We start from the raw sequence: 24,834 nt of genomic DNA on the forward strand, positions 1-24,834 counted from the left end.
CAGGCTCTTCCCATGAAGCAGATCAAGCGCACCGCCGCACTGGTCGCGGCCTCCGTCGTCCTGCTCGGGCTCACCGTCCCGTTGAGCGCGTCCGCCGCGGCGGCCGGGCCTCTCACGTGGACCAAGTGCGAGGGCACCGGCCTCGATCCCAGACAGCGGTGCGCCACCGTGGACGTCCCGATGGACTACTCCGATCCCGACGGGCGGACGATCCGGATCGCCGTCTCCCGGATTCCGAGCGAGAAGCCCGCCGCCCGTCGCGGTGCGCTGTTGCTCGTCCCGGGCGGGCCCGGCGGCGACAGCCTCTCCGATCCCTCCGAGAAGGGCAGGCAGCTGCCCCGGTCGGTACGCGACGCATACGACCTCATCGGCTTCGCACCGCGCGGCAATTCCCCGTCCACACCCGTGAGCTGCGACATCGACCACTCCGACCTCGCCCGCACCAAGCTGCTCCCCTGGCCCTCAGCCGGTGGATCCGTCGCCGGGAACATGGCCGTCGCCCGCCGGATCTCGGACGCCTGCGCCCGCGACGGCGACGAACTGCTGCGGCACATCAGCACCAAGAACAACGCCCGCGACATCGACCGCATCCGCGCCGCCCTCGGCGAGCGCAAGCTGTCGGCCTGGGGCGTCTCGTACGGCACGTACGTCGGCGCCGCCTACCTCGAGATGTTCCCGCGGCGCACCGACCGCATCGTGCTCGACAGCAACGACCACCCCGACCCGGTGCGGGCCCAGCGCGCCTGGCTCGCCGCGTTCGAGGTCGGCGTCGAGGACAACTTCCCCGAGTTCGCCAAGTGGGCCTCCCGGCCCGGAAACCCGTACCGGCTGGCCCGCACCGCGGCCGAGGTGCGCCCGCTCTTCTTGCGCCTCGCCGCCCGCCTCGACCGCGCGCCGATCCCCTGGCCGGGCGCCAACCCCGAGGAGCTGAACGGCAATGTCCTGCGCCAGACCATGCTGGACGGCTTCTACGACCCCGCCGACGGCTACCCCGCCGTCGCCAAGCTGATGCTGGCGGCGAAGAAGGGCACGGTGCCGCCCGCGGGCCAGGCGCCGCCGGACTCGGTACTGCGGAACTATGCCGCGGTCGTTGCCACCACCGTCTGCAACGACGCCGCCTGGCCCCGGTCGGCCGCCGTCTACCGGAAGGACGTCGCCGCCGGCCGCTCGAAGTACCCGCTGACCGCGGGCATGCCGAGGAACGCGATGGTGTGCGCCGCCTGGCCGTGGCAGCCGAAGGAGCCGCCGGTGCGCGTCACCGACCGGGGGCCGTCCGATGTGCTGCTCATCCAGAACGAGCGGGACGTGGCGACCCCTCTCGGTGGTGCGCTGAAACTGCGCGAGGCGCTGGGCCGGCGAGCCGTGATGGTCACGAACGACGCCACCGGCCATGGCGCCTACCTGGACAACGGCACCGCGTGCGGCGACGCCCTCGTCTCACGCTTCCTGGCCACCGGGGAACGCCCCCGCAAGGACACCTACTGCCGCTGACCGGTCTGACACGCCCCGGCGTACCTGCGGGCCACCGCGTGGAACGCCTCCTTCGGCTCCCAGTGCCAGCCGGAGGCGGGGTCGTCCGGGCGGTCCTTGATCGCCTTGGTGAGGGAGTACGCCGCCATGTCGAGGTCGAGGCGGGGCTCGTCCGGGCGGTGCGGCGCGTCCGCGCTGACGAACTCGAAGGTCATCGCCGCGTACAGGCCCATCGAGTCGAAGACGTCCAGCAGTTCGCCCACGTACTCGGCCTGGACGCGTTCGCTGCGGACCGGGTTCCCCTTGATCTCCGGCGGCTCCTTGTCGTAGTCGACGATGTCCCAGCCCATGCCGGCGGTCGCCGGGGCGCCGACGTAGGCGCACGTGCCGAACTCCGTGATCGCGAGCGGCTTGCCGCGGCGCAGGTACTGCTTCAGTTCCCGGACGTACTCGGACCGTTTCGCGAAGTACGAGTAGTAGTCGATGCCGACGATGTCGAAGAGGTTCCAGTCCGGGTCGTCGATGCTCTGGGCGGCGGCATAGCTGAGGTTGCCCCTGAAGACCGAGCGGCCGACCTTCGCGGCCTTCGCCGTGAAGTCGGCGAGGCGGCGCTGCGTCCGCGGCCAGTCGACGGTGCCGTTCTGGAGGTTGCGGATCCGGTCCAGGACCGTCTCGCCCGGCAGGATGCCAGGGACGAACAGCCAGAACTCGCAGCCGACGCTGAGGTCGACACTCGCCCCCTGCCGTCGCAGCCCCTGCGCGAACCGGCCGGTCTCGGCGAGGTGTTCCAGGATGTCCCGCTGCGGGGCGTCACCGAGGGTCGGCTGCAACCAGACGTGCAGCCCGCGTTCGGCGGCTTCGGCGGCGGTGGCGGTGAGCCGTTCGACGCCGTCGCCCGTGACGTCGATGGTGTCGGCGTGCAGCTCGTCACGGATGGCCCGCACATCGGCCCGCATCCGGCGCGCACTCCACGCGGTACCCGGCGTGTCCCCCGCCCCGACGGTGTAGACGACGCCATGGCGGCGCAGCCCCCGGGCGTGCCGGGCTTCAGCCGCCCGGGCCTGCCCGGCCGGTCCCGCCGCCCCGGCGATCCCCACCGCCGCCGTCCCGGCCAGGAACCGCGCCCGGCTGATCCCCTTCTCCTGCTTGTTCCCTTTGGTCTCTTCCATGCGGTTCACTGTGCCGGGCCGGACACCGGGTCCGCTGTCGGCCGTCGGTCTACGGCAGCCCGACCAAGGTATGAGGTACCGCGCCGAAGGAAGGGCTCATCCCTCGCCGAACCGGCGCACGTACCGCCGCTGCCAGGGCGTTTCCACCGCATGCCGGTCGTAGTGCCCCCGGACGTACGCGACCGCCTCCTCGCCCGGCACCCCGTCCAGGACCGCGAGGCAGGCCAGGGCCGTGCCCGTGCGGCCTCGTCCACCACCGCAGGCGATCTCCACCCGCTCCCCGGCGGCCCGCTCCCAGGCGTCCGCGAGCACCACGCGGGCGGCCGCCCGGTCCGACGGAAGGCGGAAGTCGGGCCAGCGGATCCAACCGGACTCCCAGGGAACCTCGGACGGCTGCCGGCCGAGCAGGTAGACACCGTAGGAGGGAAGGGGGGCCATGGGGTCCAGGGGGTGGCGGAGACCTCGCCCCCGTACCAGCCGACCCGAAGGCAGTCTCAGGACGCCGGTGTCACGCTCGTTCCACAGCTCGCTCACGCCCCTCATCATGCTTCGCTCTCGCCCGGCGGGGAGCGGAATCAGCTCACTCCCCGCGACTCCTCCGCCGCCCGCGCCTCGATCCCCCGGAAGTGGACCGTCATCGCCCGCTGCGCCCCCTCCACGTCACGGGCGCGCAGTGCCGTGACGATGTCGCGGTGGCGGCGGACGGTGATCTCGGGGGACGGGTCGTCGGTCCAGCCGCGGGCGCCGGAGACCCGTCGGAACACCGTCCAGAAGGCGCCGAGGAGTTGCGGAACCAGCGCGTTGCCGAGGGAGGCGTACAGGGCCTCGTGGAACTCGCGGTCGAGATCCGGGAAGGAGCGGCCCGTGCCGCCGGCGGACTCCATACGGGTCACCACGCCTTCCAGCCGGTCCAGTTCCGCTTCCGTGACCGTCGTGGCGACCCGGCGGATGAGCCCCTCCTCCAGCACCTCGCGGACCTGAAGGATCTCGGCGAGGGCGCCGGTGTCGTCGTCGTGCCGGGCCAGGGTGCGGAAGGTGAGGCCGTCGACGAGCGGGGTGAGGGAGGCCTGGCCGACGTAGGTGCCGTAGCCGTGGCGGATCTCGACGATGTCGAGGGCCTGGAGGGCCTTGAGGGCCTCGCGGACGGAGTTGCGGCTGACGCCGAGGGCCTCCATCAGTTCGGCCTCGGTGGGCAGCGGCGCGCCGGCGGTGAGTCTGCGGTCGAGGATGAGCTGCACGACCTGGCGCTGCACCCGGCTGGTCCTGGGCTCCTCGGACATGCGCCGCATCGTACGCGCCCCGGACGTCCCACGTCCCACCTCTGGCGGTACCCGGTTCCGCTACCGCCCTGATACGACGTCAACTCGCCCCGCATGCGGCGCCATTGGTGCGACCTCTGGCGGATACGCCATTCGTGTGCGATCCCTTGACCGGCCCCACGGCCCCTCCTATGGTCGCGCTGACCGCAGGACGTAGGACGTCGTATCTCCTCAGCCAGTCCCTTCCCGCCCAGACCTCTCGCTGGAGGACCCGTGCGCGACGTGACCCATGACGTGCCGGCGCTGCACCGCCGGTCGTTCCTGAAGTACACCGGCGCGCTGGGCGCGGCCGCCGCCGTCTCCGCGTCGCTGTCGGCCTGTTCGTCCGGGCCGGAGTCCACGAACGACACCGGCGGCGGGGGCGACGGCGCGAACCGGACGCTCACCGCGGTGATCGGCTACGGCAACGACGGCAGCTGGGACCCCACCCAGACGGCGTCCGCGTTCTGCATGGCCGCCAACAACCACATCTACGAGGGCCTGCTCGACACCGACCCGATCTCCCGCGAGCCGTACGCGGCCCTGGCGACCGAGGTGCCGAAGGACCCGAGCGGCACGTCCTGGAAGTTCGCGCTGCGGACCGGGGCACGGTTCCACGACGGCGAGCCCGTCACGGCCGACGACGTCGTCTTCGTCTTCGAGCGGATCCTCGACCCGGACACCCAGACCCTCGCCAAGGGGTTCTTCGCGAGCTGGCTGAAGGAGGTCCGGAAGATCGACGCGCGAAACGTCGAGCTGGTGCTCAAGTTCCCGTTCCCGGACGGCCTTTCGCGGCTGACGCTCGCCAAGATCATGCCGAGGCACGTGTTCTCGAAGCCGGGCGCCTGGGACGACGCCATCAAGGGCAAGGCGATCGGCTCGGGGCCCTACCGGCAGACCGCGCACCACCCGAAGTCGAACACCACCTTCGAGGCGTTCGACGGCTACAACGGCCCCCGCAAGCCCGCCTTCCGCAAGATGAACTGGCTGACGATCGTGGACGCGGCGCCCCGCGTCGCGAAGATCTCCGGGTCCAGCGCGGGCGCGCAGATCGCGGACAACATCCCCTACGCCAACATCGGGCAGTTGGAGGGCGGCGGGCTGACGGTCGCCGGCGGCGCCGGGATGAACAACCTGTTCCTGATGTTCAACACCAAGCACAAACCCTTCGACGACGTGCGCGTGCGCCAGGCCCTGCACTACGCCATCGACACCGGGAAGATGGTGGAGGTCGCTCTCAAAGGCCATGGAAAACCGTCGAGTTCCTTCCTCGACGAGAGCAACCCGTCCTACCGCCGGGCGAAGACGGTCTACGACTACGACCCCGACAAGGCGAAGGCGCTGCTCAGGGCCGCCGGGGTCAAGGGGCTGAGCATCGAGATCCTCGCCGTGAACGTCAGCTGGATCGTCGACTGCCTGCCGACCATCAAGGCCTCCTGGGACGCCATCGGGGTCCGTACGACCCTGTCTCCGCAGGAGACCACGGCCGTGTTCACGAAGATGGACCAGAAGCAGGACTACCAGGTCGTCGCCGCCGCCTCGAACCCCAACCAGTTCGGCCTCGACGCCGACCTGATCATGCACTACAACTACGGGCCCGAGAACCTGTGGATGCAGTACACGCGGTGGGCCGGCGACCCCGTCGCCAAGGCGCTCTTCAAGGACATGGACCGGGCCACCCGGGAGCCGGACACCGCGAAGAAGAAGGCGATGGTCCAGGACTACATCGACGTCGTCGCCGAGCAGGCCGTGCTCTACCCGGTCGTCCACAACGAGCTGATGACCGCGTGGGACCCGAAGCGGCTCAGCGGGATAAGGGCACAGCCGTACCCGGGCATCAACCTCCTCCAGGCCAAGTGGGCCTAGCGGTATGACGGCCGTCCTGCGGATCCTGCTCCGCCGCGTCGCCCTGCTCGTGCCGCTGATGCTCGGCATCGTGCTGTTCGTGTTCCTGGTGATGCGGTTCTCGGACGTCGACCCGGCGTCCGCGTTCTTCCAGGGCGCCAACCCGACACCCCGGCAGCTCCACGACTTCCGGGAGGAACACGGCCTGCTCGACCCGCTGCCCGTGCGCTACGTGGACTTCGTCGCCGACCTGCTCCACGGCGACATGGGCACCAGCGCCCTGACCCGGGCACCGGTGCTCGACCAGGTCACCACCGCGCTGCCGCTCACCCTCCAGCTGACCTTCCTGGGCCTGGGCATCGCGGTGGTGCTGTCCCTGGTGGGCGGGGTCACCGCCGCGATCTACCGCGACCGGCTGCCCGACCAGATCATCCGGGTCGTGTCGCTGACCGGCGTCGCGGCGCCCGGCTTCTGGCTGGCGCTGCTGATGATCCAGTACCTGGCGGTCGACCTGGGCTGGTTCCCGACCGGCGGCTACATCAACCCGGCCGACTCCTTCACCGGCTGGCTGAAGACGATGACGCTCCCCGCCCTCGCCCTCTCGCTCCCGGTGGCGGCGCAGCTGACCCGGATCGTACGGACGGCCGTGGTGGAGGAACTGGACAAGGACTACGTACGGACGGCGATCGGGAGCGGACTGCCGCCCCGGGTCGTGGTCGGGCGGAACGTCCTGCGCAACGCCCTGATCAATCCGCTCACCGTGCTCGGCCTGCGCGTCGGCTACCTCCTCGGCGGCGCGGTCGTCATCGAGACGATCTTCTCGCTGCCGGGCATGGGCAAGCTGATGATCGACGCCGTGAAGAACGGCGATCCGGCCGTCGTCCAGGGCGTCGTCCTGACCACGGCGGCCGGGTTCGTCGTCGTGAACCTCGTCATCGACGTCCTCTACCTGCTGGTCAACCCGCGACTGAGGGATGCGACCACCTGATGACCCGCATGATGACCCGCAAGAGCCTCGCCGGGGCGCTGTCCCGGCCCGGCGTCCGGTTCCGTGGCCTGCGCCGGCTGCCGTTGCTGTCGAAGGTCGCCGTCTGCTTCCTGACGGTCGTCGTCCTGGTGGCGCTCCTCGCCCCGGCCCTCGCCCCGCACGACCCGCTCGACCAGCAGCCGCCCGTCGACGGCACCGGGCATCCGTCCGCCGGGCACTGGATGGGCCAGGACAGCCTCGGCCGGGACATCCTCAGCCGGCTGATGTACGGGGCGCGCTGGTCGCTCGCGATCGGGCTCGGCGCCACCGCCCTCGCCCTGGTGGTGGGCGCGCTGCTCGGTGCGGTCGCGGCCACGTCGCGCAAGGCGGTCGACGAGACGCTGATGCGCTGTCTGGACGTGGTGATGGCGTTCCCGGGCATCGCGCTCGCGGCCGTGCTGGTGGCGGTGTTCGGCGGTGGGATCACGGTGCTGATCTGCGCGATCGCGTTCCTGTTCACCCCGCCGGTGGCGCGGGTCGTCCGGGCGAACGTCCTCGACCAGTACGGCGAGGACTATGTGACGGCGGAACGGGTGATCGGCGCCCGGACACCGCACATCGTGCTGAAGCACGTGGCGATCAACTGCGCCGCGCCCGTGCTGGTGTTCTGCACGGTCCAGGTCGCCGAGGCGATCGTCTTCGAGGCGTCACTGTCCTTCATCGGGGCCGGGGTACGGCCGCCCGACCCGTCCTGGGGCAGTGTCATCGCGGACGGCAAGAACATGGTGCTGACCGGGGGCTGGTGGGCGACCGTGTTCCCCGGGCTGCTGATGCTGGTCACGGTGCTGTCGCTGAACATCCTGTCCGAGGGGGCGTCCGACGCCTGGGCCGCCCCGTCGGCGCGGCAGGTGGACGCGCCGGAGGACGACCGGCTCGAGGCGCCGGAGCCCGGCAGCGGGGAGGTCGTACAGCTGCCCGGTCTCGCGGAGGCGGCCCGGCGGCTACGGGCCCGGGCCCGTGACCTGCCCCGGGACGGGCAGCCGGTGCTCGCCGTGGAGAACCTCGCCGTCGGCTTCGAGCAGCGGCACGGCGGCGTGGACGTCGTGGACGGCATCAGCTTCGAGGTGCGGCCCGGCGAGGTGCTCGGGCTGGTCGGCGAGTCGGGCTGCGGCAAGTCCCTGACCGCGCTCGCCGTCATGGGACTCCAGCCGAAGGGGGCGCGTGTCCGGGGCCAGGTCCGTTTCGACCAGCGGGACCTGCTCGCCGAGCCGATGCGCGTCCGCCGCAGGCTGCTCGGCCACGAGATGGCGATGATCTACCAGGACGCCCTGTCGTCGCTGAACCCGGCGATGACGATCCGCGCCCAGCTGGGGCAGGTCGTCCGGCGTGGCGGGCGGCGCACTCCCGCCGAGTTGCTGACGATGGTCGGCCTCGACCCCGAGCGCACCCTGCGCAGCTACCCGCACGAACTCTCCGGCGGCCAGCGCCAGCGCGTCCTGATCGCCATGGCCCTGTCCCGCGACCCGAAGCTGATCGTCGCCGACGAGCCGACGACCGCCCTCGACGTCACCGTGCAGGCGCAGGTCATGGAGCTGCTGCTGCGGCTGCGCGAGGAGCTGGGTTTCGCCCTGATCCTCGTCTCGCACGACCTGGCGCTGGTCGCGGACGTCACCGACCGGGTGGTGGTGATGTACGGCGGGCAGATCGTGGAGACGGGCGTGACCGCCGACCTGGTGGAGGCACCGGCCCACCACTACACGCGCGGCCTGCTCGGCAGTGTGCTGTCGCTGGAGTCGTCGCAGGAGCGCATGACGCAGATCAGGGGGGTCGTGCCGTCCCCGGCCGACTTCCCGGCGGGGTGCCGGTTCGCCGACCGGTGCCCGCGCGCGAGCGAGACCTGCCATGCGACGGCTCCCGTCCTGGCCGGCCCTCCCGCGCACACGGTGGCCTGTCATCACCCGGCCATGCGACCGGCGACCACCGAGACCGAGGCGGTGTCATGAGCGCGCTGGTGGAGTTGGCGCAGGCGCACGTGGTCCACAAGGCCCGCAGCGGGGGCCTGTTCACCCGGGACCGGGTGTACGCCCTGACCGGCGCCGACCTGGCCATCGCGCCCGGCGAGACGGTCGGTGTGGTCGGTGAGTCGGGCTGCGGGAAGTCGACGCTGGCGAAGGTGCTGGTGGGGGTGGAGCGGCCGACCCGGGGGACGGTGTCGTTCCGGGGCCGCGACCTGTGGGCGATGCCGCCGGCCGAGCGCCGCCGGGTCGTCGGCGGCAGCACCGGCATGATCTTCCAGGACCCGTCGACGGCCCTGAACCGCCGCCTGACCGTCCGGCAGATCCTGCGGGATCCGCTGGACGTGCACGACCGGGGCACGAGGGCCCAGCGGGACGAGCGGGTGCGGGAGTTGATGGCTCTGGTGGGCCTCCCCCGGGCTCTGGCCGAGGCCCTGCCGGGCCAGCTGTCGGGCGGGCAGCGCCAGCGCGTGGCGATCGCCCGGGCCCTGGCGCTGGACCCGGACCTGGTCGTGGCGGACGAGCCGACGAGCGCCCTGGACGTCTCGGTCCGCGCGCAGATCCTCAACCTCCTGCTGGATCTGAAGGAACGCCTCGGGCTGGCCCTGGTGTTCGTCTCGCACGACATCCAGACGGTACGCCGGATGAGCGACCGTGTGATCACCATGTACCTGGGGCGGATCGTGGAGGAGTCCCCGGCCGCCCTGGTCACCGACCGGGCCCGGCACCCGTACACCCGCGCCCTGTTCTCCGCCACGCCCGGGCTGCTCGACCCGATCGACCCGATTCCGCTGGCCGGTCCGGTCCCGTCGGCGACGCGCCCGCCGAGCGGCTGCCCGTTCCGTACCCGCTGCTGGAAGGCGGACGGGCTGTGCGGGCGAGAGATGCCGGGTTTCTCCGCCGCGTCGTCCCCCGGACACCGCTTCCGCTGCCACCATCCTGTCCAGGAGGACGAGTCGACCCGCGACCTCGTCCGCCGACGCGCCCCGATGGAGGCTCCGTGACCCTCACCTCGCCGACCGGTGTCATCCCGCCCGTCTGCACGCCCCTGACACCGGACCGCGAGGTGGACGTTCCCTCGCTGCTCAGGCTGGTCGACCATCTGGTGACCGGCGGGGCGCACGGTCTGTTCGTGCTCGGCTCGACGTCGGAGGCGGCGTATCTGACGGACGGGCAGCGCCGGCTGGTGGTCGAGTCGGTCGCGGCGCACGTCGCCGGAGAGCTTCCGGTGCTGGCCGGGGCGATCGACATGACGACACCCCGGGTCCTGGACCACGTCGCGTCGGTGACGGCGGCCGGCGCGGACGGCGTCGTCGTCACCGCCCCCTTCTACGCCCGCACCCACCCAGCGGAGATCGCCCGCCACTACCGGGGGGTCGCGGCGGCGAGCCCGGTCCCGGTCATCGCCTACGACATCCCGGTCGCCGTCCACACGAAGCTGCCCGCCGACGTCGTCCTGGAGCTGGCGGCGGACGGTGTCCTGGCCGGGCTGAAGGACTCCAGCGGCGACCTGGCGGCCTTCCGCCACATCGTCACCGGTGCCCGGGACCGCCAGGGCCTCACCGGTTTCCGTGTGCTGACCGGCTCCGAGCTGGTCGTCGACGCGGCCCTCACGCTCGGCGCGGACGGCGCGGTCCCCGGCCTCGGCAACGTCGACCCGCACGGCTACGTCCGCCTGTACGACCTGCACCGCTCCGGGGATCTGGAGGGCGCCCGTGCCGAGCAGGAGCGGCTGTGCGCCCTGTTCGGCCTGGTGACCGTCGGCGACCCGGCCCGGATGGGCGCCGGCTCCTCGGCGATCGGCGCTTTCAAGGCCGCGCTGCACCTGCGGGGCGTGATCGACTGCCCGGTCACGGCGGAGCCGCAGGTGCCGTTGGCGCAGGACGAGGTGGAGCGGGTCGGGAAGTACCTGGCGGCGGCCGGGCTGCTCTAGAGCTCGTCCCTAGAGATCGTCTACGGGCAGGCGGCGGAACTCCATGGTCTCGTAGGTCCCCCGCGCCCCCGTCTCGTAGAGGATCCCCACGGTCCTCGGGCCGAGCGGCACCAGGTCGGAGTAGGCGGCGGGCTGCTGGGAGAGCGTCAGCACCTTGGTGAAGCCGGTGCCGCCGTCCGTGCTGCGCCACACGGCCATGGCCCGGCGGGCGGTGGGCACGGACGGTCCGGAGAACAGCAGGGGTGCGCGGCGGCCGGGAAGCTGGAGCACGCTCCCCTGGACCACGGGGACGTCGTTCAGGGTGGGCTGGACGGTGTACGGCCGGTCGAGGGTCCGGCCGCCGTCGCCGGAGTGGCTGTCGAGCCGGTTGCCGGTGCTCGTGCCGTGCTGGTCGCGCGCGTTGAAGTAGACCCTGCCGTCGGGGAGCTGGGCGGCGGTCGACTCGTTGGCGTTGTGCACGCCCTCGTAGGAGTCGTCGACGAAGCCGAGGCGCCAGGTCCGGCCGCCGTCGTCGCTGAGGAGGGCGTGGGCGCCGTAGTACCGGGGCTCCTGGCCGGTGTCTGCGGAACCGGCCGGCGGGGCCGCCGAGTGGTTGGCGGGGACGACCAGGCGACCCGCGTACGGGCCGTGGGTCAGGGCGATCGCATGGCCGGGGCCGGTCGCGTACCAGCGCCAGGACGGGAGTTTCACCTGCCGCGTGATCTCGCGGGGTGCGGTGAAGTGCCGGCCGTCGTCCCGGCTGCGCTGCACGAACACGCGGCGGCCCTGCTCGGGCGTGACCTCACCGCGCATGATCTGGGCCTCGGTCACCTTGCCGCTGTTGTAGGACGTGAGCAGGACGACCGCTCCGGTGCGCGGGTCGACGACGGGGGCCGGGTTGCCCCGGGTGTCGCCGTTCCCGGCGGCCACGACGACGAGCGGGCCCCAGGTGCAGCCGCCGTCCATCGAGCGCCGGAGGACGACGTCGATGTCGCCGGTGTCGCCGGCGCCGCCGCGCCGCCCTTCGGCGAAGGCGAGGACGGTGCCCTTGCCGGTGACGACCGTGGCGGGGATGCGGTACGTGTCGTAGCCGCCCTCGCCCGCGACGTACGGGACGGAGGAGACGCAGCCGGGGGTGGCCGAGGCGTCGGTGGCGGCGGTGAGCGGGGTGAGGAGGACCGCGGTGACGAGGAGGGTGCGGCTGAGGAGTCTCATCCTTCTCCTGACGGAAACGTGACGGTGCGTCGGACCGTGCCTGTCCGTCAGATGTTCCCCGGTGTCACCAGCCCTGACTCGTAGGCGACGATGACCAGCTGTGCCCGGTCCCGCGCTGCCAGCTTGCCCATGATGCGGCTGACGTGGGTCTTCGCGGTCAGCGGGCTGAGGCCCAGGGACTCCGCTATCTCGGTGTTGTTGAGGCCGCGCCCGACCAGCGTGAGCACCTCCCGTTCCCGGTCGGAGAGGCACTCCGGTCCGCCGGTCTCCGGTGCCGAGGGGCTGCGCAGGAACCGCTGGATCAGCCGGGCCGTCGGCCCGGGCGACAGCAGGGAATCCCCGGCCGCGACGGTACGGATGGCGTCGAGGAGTTCGGCCGGCCTGGTGTCCTTCACCAGGAATCCGGAGGCACCGGCGCGCAGGGCGTCCACGATGTTCTCGTCGGTGTCGTAGGTGGTGAGGACCAGGACGCGGACACCGGCGAGGTCCTCGTCGGCCGCGATGAGCCGGGTCGCCTCGATGCCGTCCAGGTCGGGCATGCGGATGTCCATGACCACGAGGTCGGCGCGTGCGCCGCGGACCAGCTCCACGGCCTGCCTGCCGGTCGCGGCCTGGCCGACGACCTCCATGTCGGGGGCCGACTCCACGAGCATCGCGAACGCCTCCCGAACCAGCGTCTGGTCGTCCGCGAGCAGCACCCGGACGGTCATACGGTCCCCTCCCCCGTCTCCCCTGCCTTCGTCAGCGGCAGCACGGCGGTCACCTCGAATCCGCCGGCCGCACGCGGACCGGCGTCGAGTGTGCCACCCACGCTGCGGGCCCGCTCCCGCATCCCGACGAGTCCGAAGCCCGGGGCGCCGTTCGGAGCCGGTCCGGTGCCGTCGTCGCTGACCGACAGGTGCAGGGCGCCCTGCCGTTCGTCCAGTTCGACACGGACGGCCGGTTCGGGCCCCGCGTGCCGCACGACGTTCGTCAGCGCCTCCTGCACGATGCGGTAGGCCGCGGCGCCGACGGCCGGGGGCGCCTGCCGTATCCGCACGGTCTGCTCGACCCGGGCTCCGGCGAGCCGCGCGGCCTCGGCCAGGTCGGGCAGGCCGTCGAGGCCGGGCAGCGGGCCGCGGGCGTCCGGCGAGCCGTGCTCACGCAGTACCTCCAGCGTCGTGCGGAGTTCGCCGCGGGCGCTGCGGCAGGTCTCGGCGATGTCGTCCAGGGCCTTCGCCACCGTCGCGCGGTCGAGCCGCTCGGGGTCGGCGGACAGCACATGGGCGGCGACGGAGGTCTGCACGCCGATGACGGTGATGGTGTGCGCCAGCAGGTCGTGCAGGTCCCGGGCGATCCGCACCCGCTCCTCGGCGACCCGGCGCCGGGCCTCCTCCTCGCGGGTGCGTTCGGCGCGTTCCGCGCGTTCCACGATGGAGGCGACGTACTGACGGTAGAAGCGCATGTCGACGCCGCAGAAGAGCACGGCGACCACCCACCCGGAGATCTGCAGCACCTTCAGGGCCTCGTGGGCGCTGACGGTGAGCATCACGCTCGTCGAGAGAGCGATGACGCCGGCCCCGACCAGCACGGCCCGCAGCGGCCGGCCGGTGACGGCGACCGTGTAGAGGGCGATGTAGGTGGCCGGGGTCGGCGCGGAGTGGGTGTTGTCGAGGGCGTGGTACGGGGCGACACAGGCCACGACCACGAGCAGCACGAGCATCGGACGGCGCCGCCGCCACGGCAAGGGCACGTGACAGGCGACCAGCAACACCCACCCGAGCGCGTCGGGCCTCCGGCCGCCGTCCACGAACAGCGCGAGAGAGACCGCGAGAAGGGCGGCGAGGCCGGCGAGCACGGTGTCGTTCCGGACGGCGTGCGGAGCGGTCAACGGATCCCGGTGGATCGCCGAGATGATCCGATTACCTGCGATGGGTGCCTGCACGAGCCTCATCCTGGACCACTCAGCTGCGGGCAGTCGTATCCGCCTCGGCTGCGGGCAGTCGTGCCGCTGGGGCGGCACGGGTGGGCGATGGGGGTACCCCCTGCTCGAGCGAAGCCGGGAGCTTGGGGGAGGCACCCCGCTCCGCCGGGCTGCGCGACGCCCCGCCCTCAGCGCCGGCAGGCGGTTCCGGCACCCGGGAGAGCCTCCCCGGCCACCACACCCACCGCTTCAGCAGCACACTCGCCGTGGTCACCAGGTACGTACGCACCAGGAACGTGTCGAGCAGCACCCCCACCGCGATCACGAACCCGAGCTCCACCAGCCCGACCAGAGGCAGCGTCGTCAGCACCGCGAACGTCGCCGCGAGCACAACCCCCGCGGAGGCGATGACCCCACCCGTGCTCCGCAACGCGGCGAGCGCCGCGACCTCCGGCTCCGCCCCCCGCACCGACTCCTCCCGCATTCGGTGCATCAGGAAGATGCCGTAGTCCACCCCGAGCGCGACGAGGAACACGAAGGACAACAACCCCAGCCCCGCATCCGTACCCCCGAATCCGAACACCGGCCCGAACACCAGAGCGCCGATCCCCAGCGCCGCGCCCCACACCGCGACCACCGCCGCGAGCAGCAGCAACGGCGCGACAAGGCTCCGCAACAGCCCGACCAGGATGACGAACACGGCACTCAGCACCAGCGGCACGATCACCTCGCGGTCCCGAGCCTCGCTGTCGGCCAGATCGATCTGCTGGGCACTGGGCCCACCGACGTAGGCGCCCTCGGGATCGAGCCCGGCGCGCAGGGCCTCGATGGTCCGGGTCTCACCTGCGGTCTCGGGCGCGGCGGTGGTGAAGACGGCGATCTCGGTCCAGCCCGAGCCGCTGCGCCCGGGAGCCACCTCGGCGACCCCGTCGGTCGAACGGGCCCGGGCCATCACCGTCTCGGCGCGCCGGTCGGGTGCGATGACGGTCACGGGCCGGCTGCTGCGCTCGGGATACTCCCGGGCGAGCGTCCGCATCGCGGTGATCGACTCGGGTCGTTCGGTGAAGGAGTCCTCCTGCTTGACGCTGCCGGACAGATTGAGCGTGCCGAGCGCGAGCGCACCGAGCAGCACGGCCCCGCCGACCAGCACGGTGACCGGGCGCCGTGTAGCCGACGTGCCCATCGCGGCGAACAGCGACCGCCGGGTCTTCGGCTCGCTCCCGAACGCCGGGATCAGCGGCCAGAACACGCGCCGCCCGAGCAGCACCAGCACGGCGGGCAGCAGGGTCGTCATGGCGACCAGCGCGGCGAGCACCCCGACCATGCCGACCGGACCCATGCCGCTGCTGCTGTTGAGATCGGCGGCGAGCAGGCACAGGAGCCCGGCCGCGACGGTCCCGGAGGAGGCGAGGACGGCCGGTCCACAGCCGCGCAGGGCGGTGCGCATGGCGTCGTACGGCCGTTCGTGGCGGCGTAGTTCCTCGCGGTAGCGGGAGACGATCAGCAGCGCGTAGTCCGTGCCGGCGCCGAGGACGAGCACGGTCATCACGCCGCCGCTCTGGCCGGTGACGGTGACGTCGAACAGTTCGTGGAGTCCGTACCCGGCGGCCATCGCCGTGGCGGCGGCGACGCCCGCGACGGCGAGCGGGACCAGCCACAGGAAGGGGCTTCGGTAGATGAGGACCAGCAGGACGGTGACGACGCCGAGCGTGGCGAGGAGCAACGTGGCGTCGAGCGTACCGAACACCTCGTTCATGTCGGTGTTCAGCGCCCCGGGCCCGCCGACCTCCACGCTCAGCCCGCCGCCGCCCTCGGCGATCTCCCGCACCCCTTCGACGAAGGCGTCCCGGGCCTCCTCGTCCTGCCCCGGCTGGGTGCTGGAGACCGGGTACATGAGGGTGGAGCCGTCCTTCGAGGGGACGCCCCGCGGTTCGCCCGCCAGGTCGTAGGTGCCGCGCACCTCGGCGACCTGCTCGGTGGCCGTGCGCCGGTCGGCGGCGCTCAGTCCGCCCTCCCGGTGGTACACGAGCACGAGGTCCGTCGACTCCCCGCCCGGCAGCCGGTCCTGGATCCGCGCCACCTGGGTGGAGTCGGCGCTGTCGGGCAGGTAGTCGACCGCGCGGTTCTGCTGGATGCCGGCGAACTTCCCGGCGAGCGGACCGAGCAGTACGAGCGCGGCGAGCCAGAGCCCGACCACCGCCCAGGGCACGGCCCGTCGTCGTGCGGTTGTCCTTGTGTCCCCCATCTGCGGGGCTCCCTCCGGTCCGGGTGTCTGGAACGGATTCCAGACTCCCGGCGCCCGGGGGCGGATTCGTCGGGCGGAAGACCGAGCCGGGGGGTACTGCCGGGGGCGGTCCGGGCGGCGGACTACTCCCCGGGGAGTAGCGCCGGAAGGCGCCGCCGGATCAGGACGGGGTGCGAGCCGCGGCCGCCATCAGCCGCGTCACGTCGTCGGAGCAGATGGTGAGCGCGGCCCCGACCGTGGCGAGGACGTCCCGTTCGGCGGGGGTGTAGGGCCCGTCCGCGAGGGCGATCCGCGCTCCCTGGAGCAGGATCGATTCGCGGCCGACGGTGGCGAGGTGCGGGGCGAGCGGGTCCAGCGCCTCGTGCAGCTCTATGGCCAGTCCCGCGCCGCAGGGTTCGCCGGTGATCCGCCCGGTGTCCGCCTCCAGTGCCTCGACGAGGGCGGCCAGCTGCTCCTCCGTGCAGTCGTCGAAGCCGGCCGCGCGCACGGCGAGCACGGCGGTCTCCAGGGCCGTACGCGACCCGGCGCCGCCCGCTGCCAGGACCGCGAGGGCGACGGTGTGCACGGCGTCGCGGAGCATCGCGGAGAAGCGGGTGGTGGTCGGATGGTCGAGGACGTCGGTGCCGAAGTGGCGGCGGCAGGCGGCGCACTCCACGACCGGACCGGTCTCGCCGCGCGGCAGCACGGGCAGGCCGAGCAGGGTGAAGCGGCGCTGTCCGGTCAGCCGCTGGTAGTTGCGGTCGCCGCCGCAGCCGGGGCAGAAGAACTCCCCGTCACCGGCGGCCGTCCATGCGATACGGGTGCCCAGGATGCGCGAACACCTGGCGGCATGACCGTTTTGTCCCCGTCCTGGCAGCACGTAGCACCTCCGTCACGCCGCACGGCAGCGTCGCCGCGCTTGCGTGATGTTAGCCACATCCATGAGGAGGAGTCAGCACCCCGGAGGAGACCTTTCCGTGACCCTCACAGCAATTGGCCGGTATGCGACGGGGCTCCGTCCGCCGGACATCGGCGGACGGAGCCCTCAAACCGCCTTCAGGGCTGGTCAGCGCGTGGCGCGGTTGACGGCCGAAACGACCGCCTTCAGCGAGGCGCGCGTCGTGTTCGCGTCGATTCCGATCCCCCACAGGACCTTGTCGTCAATCGCGCATTCGATGTAGGAGGCGGCCTGCGCGGACGCGCCCTCGCTCATCGTGTGCTCCTGGTAGTCCAGCAGGCGTACGTCGATGCCGACGGACTGCAGCGCGTCGAAGAAGGCCGAGATCGGACCGTTGCCGGAACCGGTGAGGACGGTGTCCTGGCCGTCGACCGTGGCCTCCACCTTCAGCGTGTCCACGCCGTCGGTGTCGGTGGTCGACTGGTTGTTCTTGACCTGGATCCGGCCCCACGGGTTCTCGGGGTTGGGCAGGTACTCGTCCTCGAAGGCCGCCCAGATGTCCTTCGGCGTGACCTCGCCGCCCTCGGCGTCCGTCTTCGCCTGGATGAGCTTGGAGAACTCGATCTGCATCCGGCGGGGCAGTTCCAGCTTGTGGTCGTTCTTCAGGACGTACGCGATACCGCCCTTGCCGGACTGCGAGTTGACCCGGATGACCGCCTCGTAGGAGCGGCCGACGTCCTTGGGGTCGATCGGCAGGTAGGGGACGGCCCACTCGATGTCGTCGACCGTGACGCCCTTGGCGGCCGCGTCGGCCTCCATGGCGTCGAAGCCCTTCTTGATGGCGTCCTGGTGGGAGCCGGAGAAGGACGTGTAGACCAGGTCGCCCACGTACGGGTGGCGCGGGTGGACCTCCATCTGGTTGCAGTACTCCCACGTACGACGGATCTCGTCGATGTCGGAGAAGTCGATCTGCGGGTCGACGCCCTGGGAGAACAGGTTCATGCCCAGGGTGACCAGGTCGACGTTGCCGGTGCGCTCGCCCTGCCCGAACAGACAGCCCTCGACGCGGTCGGCGCCGGCCATCAGGGCCAGCTCGGCGGCGGCAACGGCCGTGCCGCGGTCGTTGTGCGGGTGGACGGAGACGCAGACGTACTCGCGGCGCGAGAGGTTGCGGCTCATCCACTCGAAGCGGTCCGCGTGCGTGGACGGCGTCGAACGCTCGACGGTGGCGGGCAGGTTGAGGATGATCTCGCGGCCCGGGCCCGGCTGGTAGACGTCCATGACCGCCTCGCAGACCTCCAGGGCGAAGTCCAGCTCGGTGTCGGTGAAGATCTCGGGGCTGTACTGGTAGCCGAACTCGGTCTCGGGGCCCAGCAGCTTCTCCGCGTACTCCATGACCAGACGCGTGCCGTCGACGGCGATCTGCTTGATGTCGTCCTTGGAGCCACGGAAGACGACCCGGCGGAAGACGGGGGCCGTGGCGTTGTAGAGGTGGACGGTCGCGCGCTTGGCGCCCTTCAGGGACTCCACGGTCCGCTCGATCAGGTCCTCGCGGGCCTGGGTCAGGACGGAGATGGTGACGTCGTCGGGGATGGCGCCCGGCTCCTCGATGATGGAGCGCACGAAGTCGAAGTCGGTCTGGCCGGAGGCCGGGAAGCCGACCTCGATCTCCTTGTAGCCCATCTTGACCAGCAGGTCGAACATGGCGCGCTTGCGGGCGGGCGACATGGGGTCGATCAGGGCCTGGTTGCCGTCACGCAGGTCGGTGGAGAGCCAGCGGGGGGCGGTGGTGATCCGGTTGCCCGGCCAGGTGCGGTCGGGGATGTCGACCTGCTCGTAGCGGCCGTACTTGTGGATCGGCATGGAACTGGGCTGCTGGCGGTTCGCCATGATGCGGGGGCTCCTCAGAGTGTCCGAGTGGACGGCCGACGACGCAGCACCAAGCTCCGCGGGGAGGGAGTCGGCCTCGACTACAGGCCCTCGCCGCGGCAGCTAAGGAGAAGCAGCCCGAAACGCATGATGCGCAGCATGCTAGCCGAAGCTCTCCGAAGTGCGGAGGTCCGTATCAGTATGCGGGACCGGGACGCCCAAACGGGACAAAAAGTGCGCCATACCACTTCGCCACGGAGAGTGAAGACCCTTGTCCCGGTATTTCACCAATCATGGTGGCGACTAGTGACAGCCCTGTCACGCAGTGCAAGGGTTCCGGCATGACGACTCACGGGGGCTCCGAGCCCGTCTTCTGCACCATCGTCCCGCCCCACGTCCTCGACAAACTGTCCCAGGCCGAGGACCCCGCGCTGGCCGGTCCCGCCCGCCGCACCCTGCAGCGCGACGCCTATGAGCGCACCCAGCGCCGCCTTACCACGGTCCTCGGCGCGAGCGCCGTCCCCGCGGAAGCCGACGGCAAGCCGCAGCGCACGATCTACGACGCCCGGCACGGCACCGACCTGCCCGGCCGCAAGGTCCGCGGGGAGGGCGAGGACCCCGGCAGGGACGCCACCGTCAACCGCGCCTACGCCGGCCTGGGCGCCACCTTCGAGCTGCTGCTCACGGCGTACCAGCGCGACTCGATCGACGGGAACGGGCTGCCGCTGGACGCGACGGTCCACTACGACCGGGACTACAACAACGCCTTCTGGAACGGCGAGCAGATGGTCTTCGGCGACGGGGACGGGGAGATCTTCCTCGACTTCACCATCCCGATCGACGTCATCGGCCACGAACTCGTCCACGGGGTCACGCAGTACACGGCCAACCTCACCTACTTCGGCCAGCCGGGCGCGCTGAACGAGTCGGTCTCGGACGTCTTCGGCTCGCTCATCAAGCAGTACACGCTCGGCCAGACCGCCGCCGAGGCCGACTGGCTGATCGGCGCGGGCCTGCTCGCTCCCCGGGTGACGGGCGTGGCGCTGCGCTCCATGAAGGAGCCGGGCACCGCGTACGACGACGACGTCCTCGGCAAGGACCCGCAGCCCGCGTCGATGGACGACTACGTCCGCACCGGCCGCGACAACGGCGGTGTCCACATCAACTCGGGCATCCCGAACCACGCCTTCTACCTCGCGGCCACGGCCCTCGGCGGCCACGCCTGGGAGCGGGCGGGACAGGTCTGGTACGACGTGCTGACCGGGGGCGAGCTGAAGCAGCAGGCGATGTTCACCGACTTCGCCACGCTCACCGTCAAGGCCGCGCGGGAGCGCTTCGGCGACGGGGAGGAGCTGGACGCCGTCTCCAAGGCCTGGGAACAGGTCGGGGTGCGGACGCTGTAGTTCCGTACTAGACAGGTGCCATGCGGATTCAGGTGAGGCGCACGGGCGGGTTCGCGGGCATCGAGCGGTACGCCGAGGTCGACACCTCGGGCCGCCTCGATGCCCCCGAATGGCACGCTCTGGCCGAGCGTGCCGTGGCCGACTGCCGGACCACACCGCCGGTCGGGGTCCCGGACGGGTTCGGCTACCAGATCACGGTGGACGGGAAGACCGTGTACTGCGCGGACCCCCGGCTGACGGACGAGCAGCGGAAGCTGATCTCGCGGGTGCTGAAGGAGGGGGCTTAACAGGTCCTTCCCGCCCGGCCGTTGACTTCCGTTACCGCCGGTACGGATGATCCAGCGCATGGCGACTGACGCAGGCAAACCGATCCCCCGCTTCCCGGCCGGCTTCCTCTGGGGCGTGTCGACCTCGGCGCACCAGATCGAGGGCGCGGCGGACGCCCGCGAGCCGTCCGTGTGGGACGCCTTCACGGCCGGGCCGGGACGGGTGAAGGACGGCTCGACGGCGGCGGTGGCCTGCGACCACTACCACCGCCACCGCGAGGACGTGGCCCTCCTCGCCGACCTGGGCGTGAGCGCGTACCGCTTCTCGGTCTCCTGGCCCAGGGTGCGCTCCGAGAAGGGCCTGGACTTCTACGACCGGCTGGTGGACGAGCTGTGCGCGGCGGGCGTCCGCCCGGCGCCGACCCTCTTCCACTGGGACCTGCCGGCGGACCTGGACTGGCTGGAGCGGGACACGGCGGAACGCTTCGCGGAGTACGTGTCGCTGGTCGCGGGCCGCCTCGGTGACCGGGTGACCAAGTGGATCACCCTGAACGAGCCCGCCGAGCACACCCTGCTCGGTCACGCCCTGGGTGTGCACGCCCCGGGCAAGCGGCTGCTGTTCGACGCGCTCCCGGTCGCCCACCACCAGTTGCTGGCCCACGGCCTGGCCGTACGGGCCCTGCGCGCCAGTGGCGCCGGTGACATCGGCATCGCCAACTCGCACGGCCCGACCTGGGCGGCCTCGACCGAGGCGGCGGACGTGGAGGCGGCCGACTTCTACGACCTCCTGCTGAACCGCCTCTTCGCGGACCCGCTGCTGCTGGGCCGGTACCCGGACGGCATCGGGGAGCTGATGCCCGGGGACGTCGAGGCCGACCTGAAGGTGATCGCCGAGCCGCTCGACTGGTACGGCGTCAACTACTACGCCCCGACCCGGGTGGGCGCCCCGCAGGGCACGGAGATCGAGTTCGGCGGCGTCACCATGCCGGCCGAACTCCCCTTCTCGGTCCGCGAGATCGAGGGCCACCCGGTCACGGACTTCGGCTGGCCGGTCGTCCCCGAGGGCCTCACCGAACTCCTCACCGGCTTCCGCGACCGCTACGGCGACCGCCTGCCGCCCGTCGTCATCACCGAGAACGGCTGCTCCTACCCGGGCGTCGACGACCAGGAGCGCATCGGCTACCTGGACGGCCACGTCCGGGCCCTTCACCGGGCGATCGAGGCGGGCGTCGACGTGCGCGGCTACTTCGTCTGGTCCCTGCTCGACAACTTCGAGTGGGCGGAGGGCTACGCACGCCGCTTCGGCCTGGTCCACGTCGACTTCGAGACCCTGGAGCGGACCCCCAAGGCCTCGTACCGCTGGTACCGGGAGATGCTGAGGGCTCAGGCGCCTACGGCTTGATGCCCACGCCGGTCCACAGGCTGACCTCGGCGTCCGTCGGGACGTCGCCCTCGGTGGCGTCGGGCCGCCAGCGGTGGCCCACGGTGACGCCCGGGTCGAGCAGGTCCAGGCCGTCGAAGAAGCGGGCGACGTCCTCCTGGGAGCGGAACCGCACGGGGGTGCCGGCCGAGGTGTAGATGTCGGTGACCTTCTGCCACGTGGCCGGGTCGAAGTCGGGCGTGCAGTGGCTCAGCGCCAGGGCGCTGCCCGAGGGCAGGACGTCCAGCAGGCGGCGGACGATGCCGTACGGGTCCTGGGCGTCGGTGACGAAGTGCATCAGGGCGTTGAGGGAGAGCGCGACCGGGCGGTTCAGGTCCAGGACCTCGGCCAGCTCGGGCGCGTTCAGCAGGGTCCGGGGGTCGTTGACGTCCGCCTCGATGTACGTCGTCCGGCCCTCGGGCGAGCTGCGCATCAGGCGCTCGGCGTACTTGAGGACCAGGGGGTCGTTGTCGGCGTAGACCACGCGGGCGTCGGAGACGACCGACTGGGCCACCTGGTGCAGGTTGGGCTCGGTGGGGATGCCGGTACCTATGTCCAGCCACTGGCGGATGCCGTGCTCGCGGGCGAGGACCCGGGTGGCGCGGTGCATGAAGGCCCGGTTCTCGCGGGCGCAGACGAAGATGGCGGGGTAGACCTCGGCGACCCGCTCGGCGGCCTGCTTGTCGATCTCGAAGTGGTCCTTGCCGCCGAGGTAGTAGTCGTACATGCGGGCGGAGTGGGGCCTGCTGGTGTCGATGTCCCGCGCGGCCTGGGAGTGGGTCATGCTGTGCCTCTCGGGTGTGGGGGTGGTGGTGCGAGTGAGGCTCGGTGGTCTCAGTGGGCCGTCAGGTGGTCGGCGAGGCCCCGCTTGACGCCCGCGACGAACGCGGTGATCTCCTCGGGCGTGTAGATCAGCGCGGGACCGGCCGGATCCGTGGACTGCCGGACCGCCACGCGGCCGTCGGCGAGTTGTTTGGTCTCCACGCACTGCCCCCCGTTGGGACCGCTCCAGGGCCGTTCCCAGCCCTGCTCCCCCAGGTCCGACGCGGGCATCCCGTTGTAGACGGTGCCCTCGACGATGGTCATGAGTACTCCTTCCGCATGCGGTTCAACAGCGCCTTGCTGTCCGCGGACGAGGTCTTCAGCGACAGCCGGTTGTGCGCCTCCAGATGGGCGACGACGTCGGCGCGCTGGTCGAGGTAGACGGAGGCGGAGAGGATCTCGCTGTAGACGATGTCGGGCAGCTCCCGCTCCTCGAACCGGAAGTAGGTGAAGGGCGCGCACGCGCCGACGTGGGCGCCGGCGGAGAACGGAACGACGTCGACGCTGACGTGCTCCACCTCGGACGCCTCCAGGAGCCGGTCGATCTGCTCCCGCATCACCTCGGGGCCGCCCACCTCCCGGTGCAGTACGGCCTCCTCCATCACCACCCACAGGGTGGGCGCGTCCGGCTTGGTGAGCAGGCTCTGGCGGCGCAGTCGCAACTCCACGCGCCGGTCCAGGTCCTCCTCGTTGTCGTTCGGGAACCCTCCGCGCAGCACGGCCCGGGCGTACCCGGGTGTCTGGAGCAGGCCGGTGACGTACTGCGGCTCGTAGGTGCGCAGTGTTCCGGCGCCGGTCTCCAGGCTCACGTAGGCGGTGAACCAGGCCGGCATCACATCGCGGTAGGGGTGCCACCAGCCGGGCTCGTTGGCCCGCTCGGCCAGGGTGACGAACTCCTCGATCTCCTGCCGGCCCGCCCCGTAGGTCTGGAGCAGCTTCTCGACGTAGAGGATCTTCAGGCCGACCTCGGCCTTCTCCAGGCGGCGGATGGTCAGCGGTGTCACGCGCAGGACCTTGGCCGCGTCGTCGAGGGACAGGCCCGCGGCCTGCCGGGCCTCCTGGAGCCGACGGCCGAGGATCATGCGGAGAACGGTGGGTGCGCCGGTGCCCGGTCTCGCGTCGTTCACGCCCTACCTCCTGAGGGGTCGTCACGGGCGCAAGTCTGAACAGGACTTGATCGTTCCGTCAGACGTCCGAGCGGGACGATGCGTTCCGGTTGAAATTATCAGGGAGATGGTTGCAGCGTGAACTGCTCTGCGAGCATAGTTACTTGTGTGAACAGGGCTCCGGAAGCCCGAACCCCACTTTCCGGCCGGTCCGTTGCCCGCTCCCCCACCTTCCTCGACTCGCCCACCCCCCACGGAAGGCGACCGCCGTGTCCCCCCACACGACTTCCACTCCCCGTTCCCTGGACGCGGTGCGCCCGGGCCGTACGCACTGGCTGGAACTGCCGCCCCACCGGACCAGCGTCAGGGTCGCCCGTCATGCCACGCAGGCACGGCTGACCTCGTGGCAGATACCCGACGAGGCGTGCGCGAACGCCGTGCTGCTGGTGTCCGAGCTGGTGACCAACGCCGTCCTGCACACCCTCAGTGAACGGATCCTCTGCGGCATCGCGCGGATGACGAGCGACCGCTTCCGGCTGGAGGTGCACGACGGCGACCTCTCGGGCCGCGGCATTCCCGACCGCCGCCCCGGCCTCGACGACGAGAACGGCCGCGGGCTCCTGCTCGTCCGCGAGATAGCCGACTGCTGGGGGATCACCCGCTCGCCCCTGACGGGCGGCAACGCGGTGTGGGCGAGCCTGGCGACGGTGTTATGACACGGCGCACTGAGCAACCCTAAATGTTGAATCAACAACAGAGAGGCCCTTTTGGCTATATGGGCACATTGGTGCCTATTGTGGAGGAGATAACCGATAGCGACGTGCGCAGTTCAGGAGGTGCAACGAGATGCGCACCTACGAGCGTCCGACGCTGACTGCGGTCGGCTCCTTCCGCAAGACCGGTCTGGGCTTCAAGGACGGACCGGAACGTTTCTGGTTCTTCCGGAGGAAGTTCTTCTGATCTGCCGGTTGTGCCACCGGCACGGGCTCTCCAAGCGGCGGTAGGGCGTCAGTCCTGCCGCCCCCCGCGTGC

Annotated in this window: 23 protein-coding genes; 11 read left to right on the top strand and 12 right to left on the bottom strand. The window is 71.3% G+C overall.

Annotation, left to right across the window (positions count from 1 at the left end; genetic code table 11):
• Positions 1-12 precede the first annotated feature (12 nt).
• Positions 13-1,491 (top strand): alpha/beta hydrolase, encoded by a 1,479-nt coding sequence (locus SSQG_RS12450; protein ID WP_039932505.1) that lies wholly within the window; start codon positions 13-15, stop codon positions 1,489-1,491.
• Here the strand turns inward: SSQG_RS12450 and SSQG_RS12455 are convergent.
• The 3 genes from SSQG_RS12455 to SSQG_RS12465 form a co-directional block, all read right to left on the bottom strand.
• Entirely contained in the window at positions 1,479-2,639 is a 1,161-nt protein-coding gene (locus SSQG_RS12455) for a hypothetical protein (protein WP_003990113.1), read from the bottom strand. The two genes, SSQG_RS12450 and SSQG_RS12455, sit on opposite strands and share 13 nt — an antisense overlap.
• A 96-nt stretch (positions 2,640-2,735) precedes the next feature.
• Positions 2,736-3,182 (bottom strand): protein-tyrosine phosphatase family protein, encoded by a 447-nt coding sequence (locus SSQG_RS12460; protein WP_086025155.1) that lies wholly within the window; start codon positions 3,180-3,182, stop codon positions 2,736-2,738.
• 32 nt (positions 3,183-3,214) lie between these two features.
• Positions 3,215-3,928 (bottom strand): FadR/GntR family transcriptional regulator, encoded by a 714-nt coding sequence (locus tag SSQG_RS12465; protein ID WP_003990115.1) that lies wholly within the window; start codon positions 3,926-3,928, stop codon positions 3,215-3,217.
• Between the two features lie 243 nt (positions 3,929-4,171).
• Between SSQG_RS12465 and SSQG_RS12470 the strand changes: the two genes are divergently transcribed.
• From SSQG_RS12470 to SSQG_RS12490, 5 genes are read left to right on the top strand one after another with little or no spacing between them, the layout of a single operon-like run.
• Positions 4,172-5,803: an ABC transporter substrate-binding protein gene (locus SSQG_RS12470; RefSeq protein WP_003990116.1), complete on the top strand. Its 1,632-nt coding sequence runs from the start codon at positions 4,172-4,174 to the stop codon at positions 5,801-5,803.
• Positions 5,804-5,807: 4 nt separating this feature from the next.
• On the top strand, positions 5,808-6,770 hold the full coding sequence (locus SSQG_RS12475) for an ABC transporter permease (RefSeq protein WP_003990117.1): 963 nt from the start codon (positions 5,808-5,810) through the stop codon (positions 6,768-6,770).
• An 8-nt stretch (positions 6,771-6,778) separates the two neighbouring features.
• Positions 6,779-8,752 carry a dipeptide/oligopeptide/nickel ABC transporter permease/ATP-binding protein gene (locus SSQG_RS12480; RefSeq protein WP_003990118.1) on the top strand — a complete coding sequence of 658 codons (1,974 nt, stop codon included), beginning with the start codon at positions 6,779-6,781 and terminating at the stop codon, positions 8,750-8,752.
• Positions 8,749-9,768 (top strand): oligopeptide/dipeptide ABC transporter ATP-binding protein, encoded by a 1,020-nt coding sequence (locus SSQG_RS12485; protein WP_003990119.1) that lies wholly within the window; start codon positions 8,749-8,751, stop codon positions 9,766-9,768. The genes SSQG_RS12480 and SSQG_RS12485 overlap by 4 nt, the downstream gene beginning before the upstream one ends.
• A complete protein-coding gene (locus tag SSQG_RS12490; protein WP_003990120.1) occupies positions 9,765-10,697 on the top strand; it encodes a dihydrodipicolinate synthase family protein in 933 nt (310 codons plus the stop codon). Before SSQG_RS12485 ends, SSQG_RS12490 begins: the two co-directional genes overlap by 4 nt.
• Positions 10,698-10,706: 9 nt before the next feature.
• Here SSQG_RS12490 and SSQG_RS12495 read toward each other — a convergent pair whose 3' ends face one another.
• From SSQG_RS12495 to leuA, 6 genes are all read right to left on the bottom strand, one after another.
• Positions 10,707-11,891 (bottom strand): sialidase family protein, encoded by a 1,185-nt coding sequence (locus SSQG_RS12495; protein ID WP_003990121.1) that lies wholly within the window; start codon positions 11,889-11,891, stop codon positions 10,707-10,709.
• A 47-nt stretch (positions 11,892-11,938) separates the two neighbouring features.
• Positions 11,939-12,601 (bottom strand): response regulator transcription factor, encoded by a 663-nt coding sequence (locus SSQG_RS12500; RefSeq protein ID WP_003990122.1) that lies wholly within the window; start codon positions 12,599-12,601, stop codon positions 11,939-11,941.
• Positions 12,598-13,824 carry a histidine kinase gene (locus tag SSQG_RS12505; protein WP_039932509.1) on the bottom strand — a complete coding sequence of 409 codons (1,227 nt, stop codon included), beginning with the start codon at positions 13,822-13,824 and terminating at the stop codon, positions 12,598-12,600. Before SSQG_RS12505 ends, SSQG_RS12500 begins: the two co-directional genes overlap by 4 nt.
• A gap of 10 nt (positions 13,825-13,834) precedes the next feature.
• A complete protein-coding gene (locus SSQG_RS12510; RefSeq protein WP_244299110.1) occupies positions 13,835-16,039 on the bottom strand; it encodes an MMPL family transporter in 2,205 nt (734 codons plus the stop codon).
• A 160-nt stretch (positions 16,040-16,199) separates the two neighbouring features.
• A complete protein-coding gene (locus SSQG_RS12515) occupies positions 16,200-16,898 on the bottom strand; it encodes a TerB family tellurite resistance protein (RefSeq protein ID WP_003990125.1) in 699 nt (232 codons plus the stop codon).
• Positions 16,899-17,084: 186 nt separating this feature from the next.
• Positions 17,085-18,806: a 2-isopropylmalate synthase gene (leuA, locus tag SSQG_RS12520; RefSeq protein ID WP_003990126.1), complete on the bottom strand. Its 1,722-nt coding sequence runs from the start codon at positions 18,804-18,806 to the stop codon at positions 17,085-17,087.
• Between the two features lie 320 nt (positions 18,807-19,126).
• Between leuA and SSQG_RS12525 the strand changes: the two genes are divergently transcribed.
• From SSQG_RS12525 to SSQG_RS12535, 3 genes are read left to right on the top strand one after another with little or no spacing between them, the layout of a single operon-like run.
• Positions 19,127-20,188 (top strand): M4 family metallopeptidase, encoded by a 1,062-nt coding sequence (locus SSQG_RS12525; RefSeq protein WP_003990128.1) that lies wholly within the window; start codon positions 19,127-19,129, stop codon positions 20,186-20,188.
• 20 nt (positions 20,189-20,208) lie between these two features.
• On the top strand, positions 20,209-20,475 hold the full coding sequence (locus tag SSQG_RS12530; protein ID WP_003990129.1) for a protealysin inhibitor emfourin: 267 nt from the start codon (positions 20,209-20,211) through the stop codon (positions 20,473-20,475).
• A gap of 58 nt (positions 20,476-20,533) precedes the next feature.
• Positions 20,534-21,856, top strand: coding sequence for a GH1 family beta-glucosidase (locus tag SSQG_RS12535; protein ID WP_039932511.1), 1,323 nt, complete (start codon positions 20,534-20,536; stop codon positions 21,854-21,856).
• On the opposite strand, the gene SSQG_RS12540 is transcribed toward SSQG_RS12535, so the two are convergent.
• Genes SSQG_RS12540 through SSQG_RS12550 form a run of 3 tightly spaced genes read right to left on the bottom strand, consistent with a single transcriptional unit; the run spans position 21,846 to position 23,823 of the window.
• Entirely contained in the window at positions 21,846-22,658 is an 813-nt protein-coding gene (locus tag SSQG_RS12540) for an SAM-dependent methyltransferase (protein WP_003990131.1), read from the bottom strand. The genes SSQG_RS12535 and SSQG_RS12540 overlap by 11 nt on opposite strands.
• 50 nt (positions 22,659-22,708) lie before the next feature.
• Complete coding sequence (locus SSQG_RS12545) at positions 22,709-22,960, bottom strand: DUF397 domain-containing protein (RefSeq protein WP_003990132.1); 252 nt, start codon at positions 22,958-22,960, stop codon at positions 22,709-22,711.
• Positions 22,957-23,823, bottom strand: coding sequence for a helix-turn-helix domain-containing protein (locus tag SSQG_RS12550; RefSeq protein ID WP_003990133.1), 867 nt, complete (start codon positions 23,821-23,823; stop codon positions 22,957-22,959). Before SSQG_RS12550 ends, SSQG_RS12545 begins: the two co-directional genes overlap by 4 nt.
• Before the next feature lie 248 nt (positions 23,824-24,071).
• Between SSQG_RS12550 and SSQG_RS39070 the strand changes: the two genes are divergently transcribed.
• Positions 24,072-24,518 carry an ATP-binding protein gene (locus SSQG_RS39070; RefSeq protein WP_208865637.1) on the top strand — a complete coding sequence of 149 codons (447 nt, stop codon included), beginning with the start codon at positions 24,072-24,074 and terminating at the stop codon, positions 24,516-24,518.
• Positions 24,519-24,648: 130 nt separating this feature from the next.
• Positions 24,649-24,762 (top strand): keywimysin-related RiPP, encoded by a 114-nt coding sequence (locus SSQG_RS41335; protein WP_158681031.1) that lies wholly within the window; start codon positions 24,649-24,651, stop codon positions 24,760-24,762.
• The last annotated feature ends 72 nt before the right edge of the window (positions 24,763-24,834 follow it).

Source organism: Streptomyces viridochromogenes DSM 40736 (genome assembly GCF_000158955.1).
Lineage (GTDB): Bacteria > Actinomycetota > Actinomycetes > Streptomycetales > Streptomycetaceae > Streptomyces > Streptomyces venetus.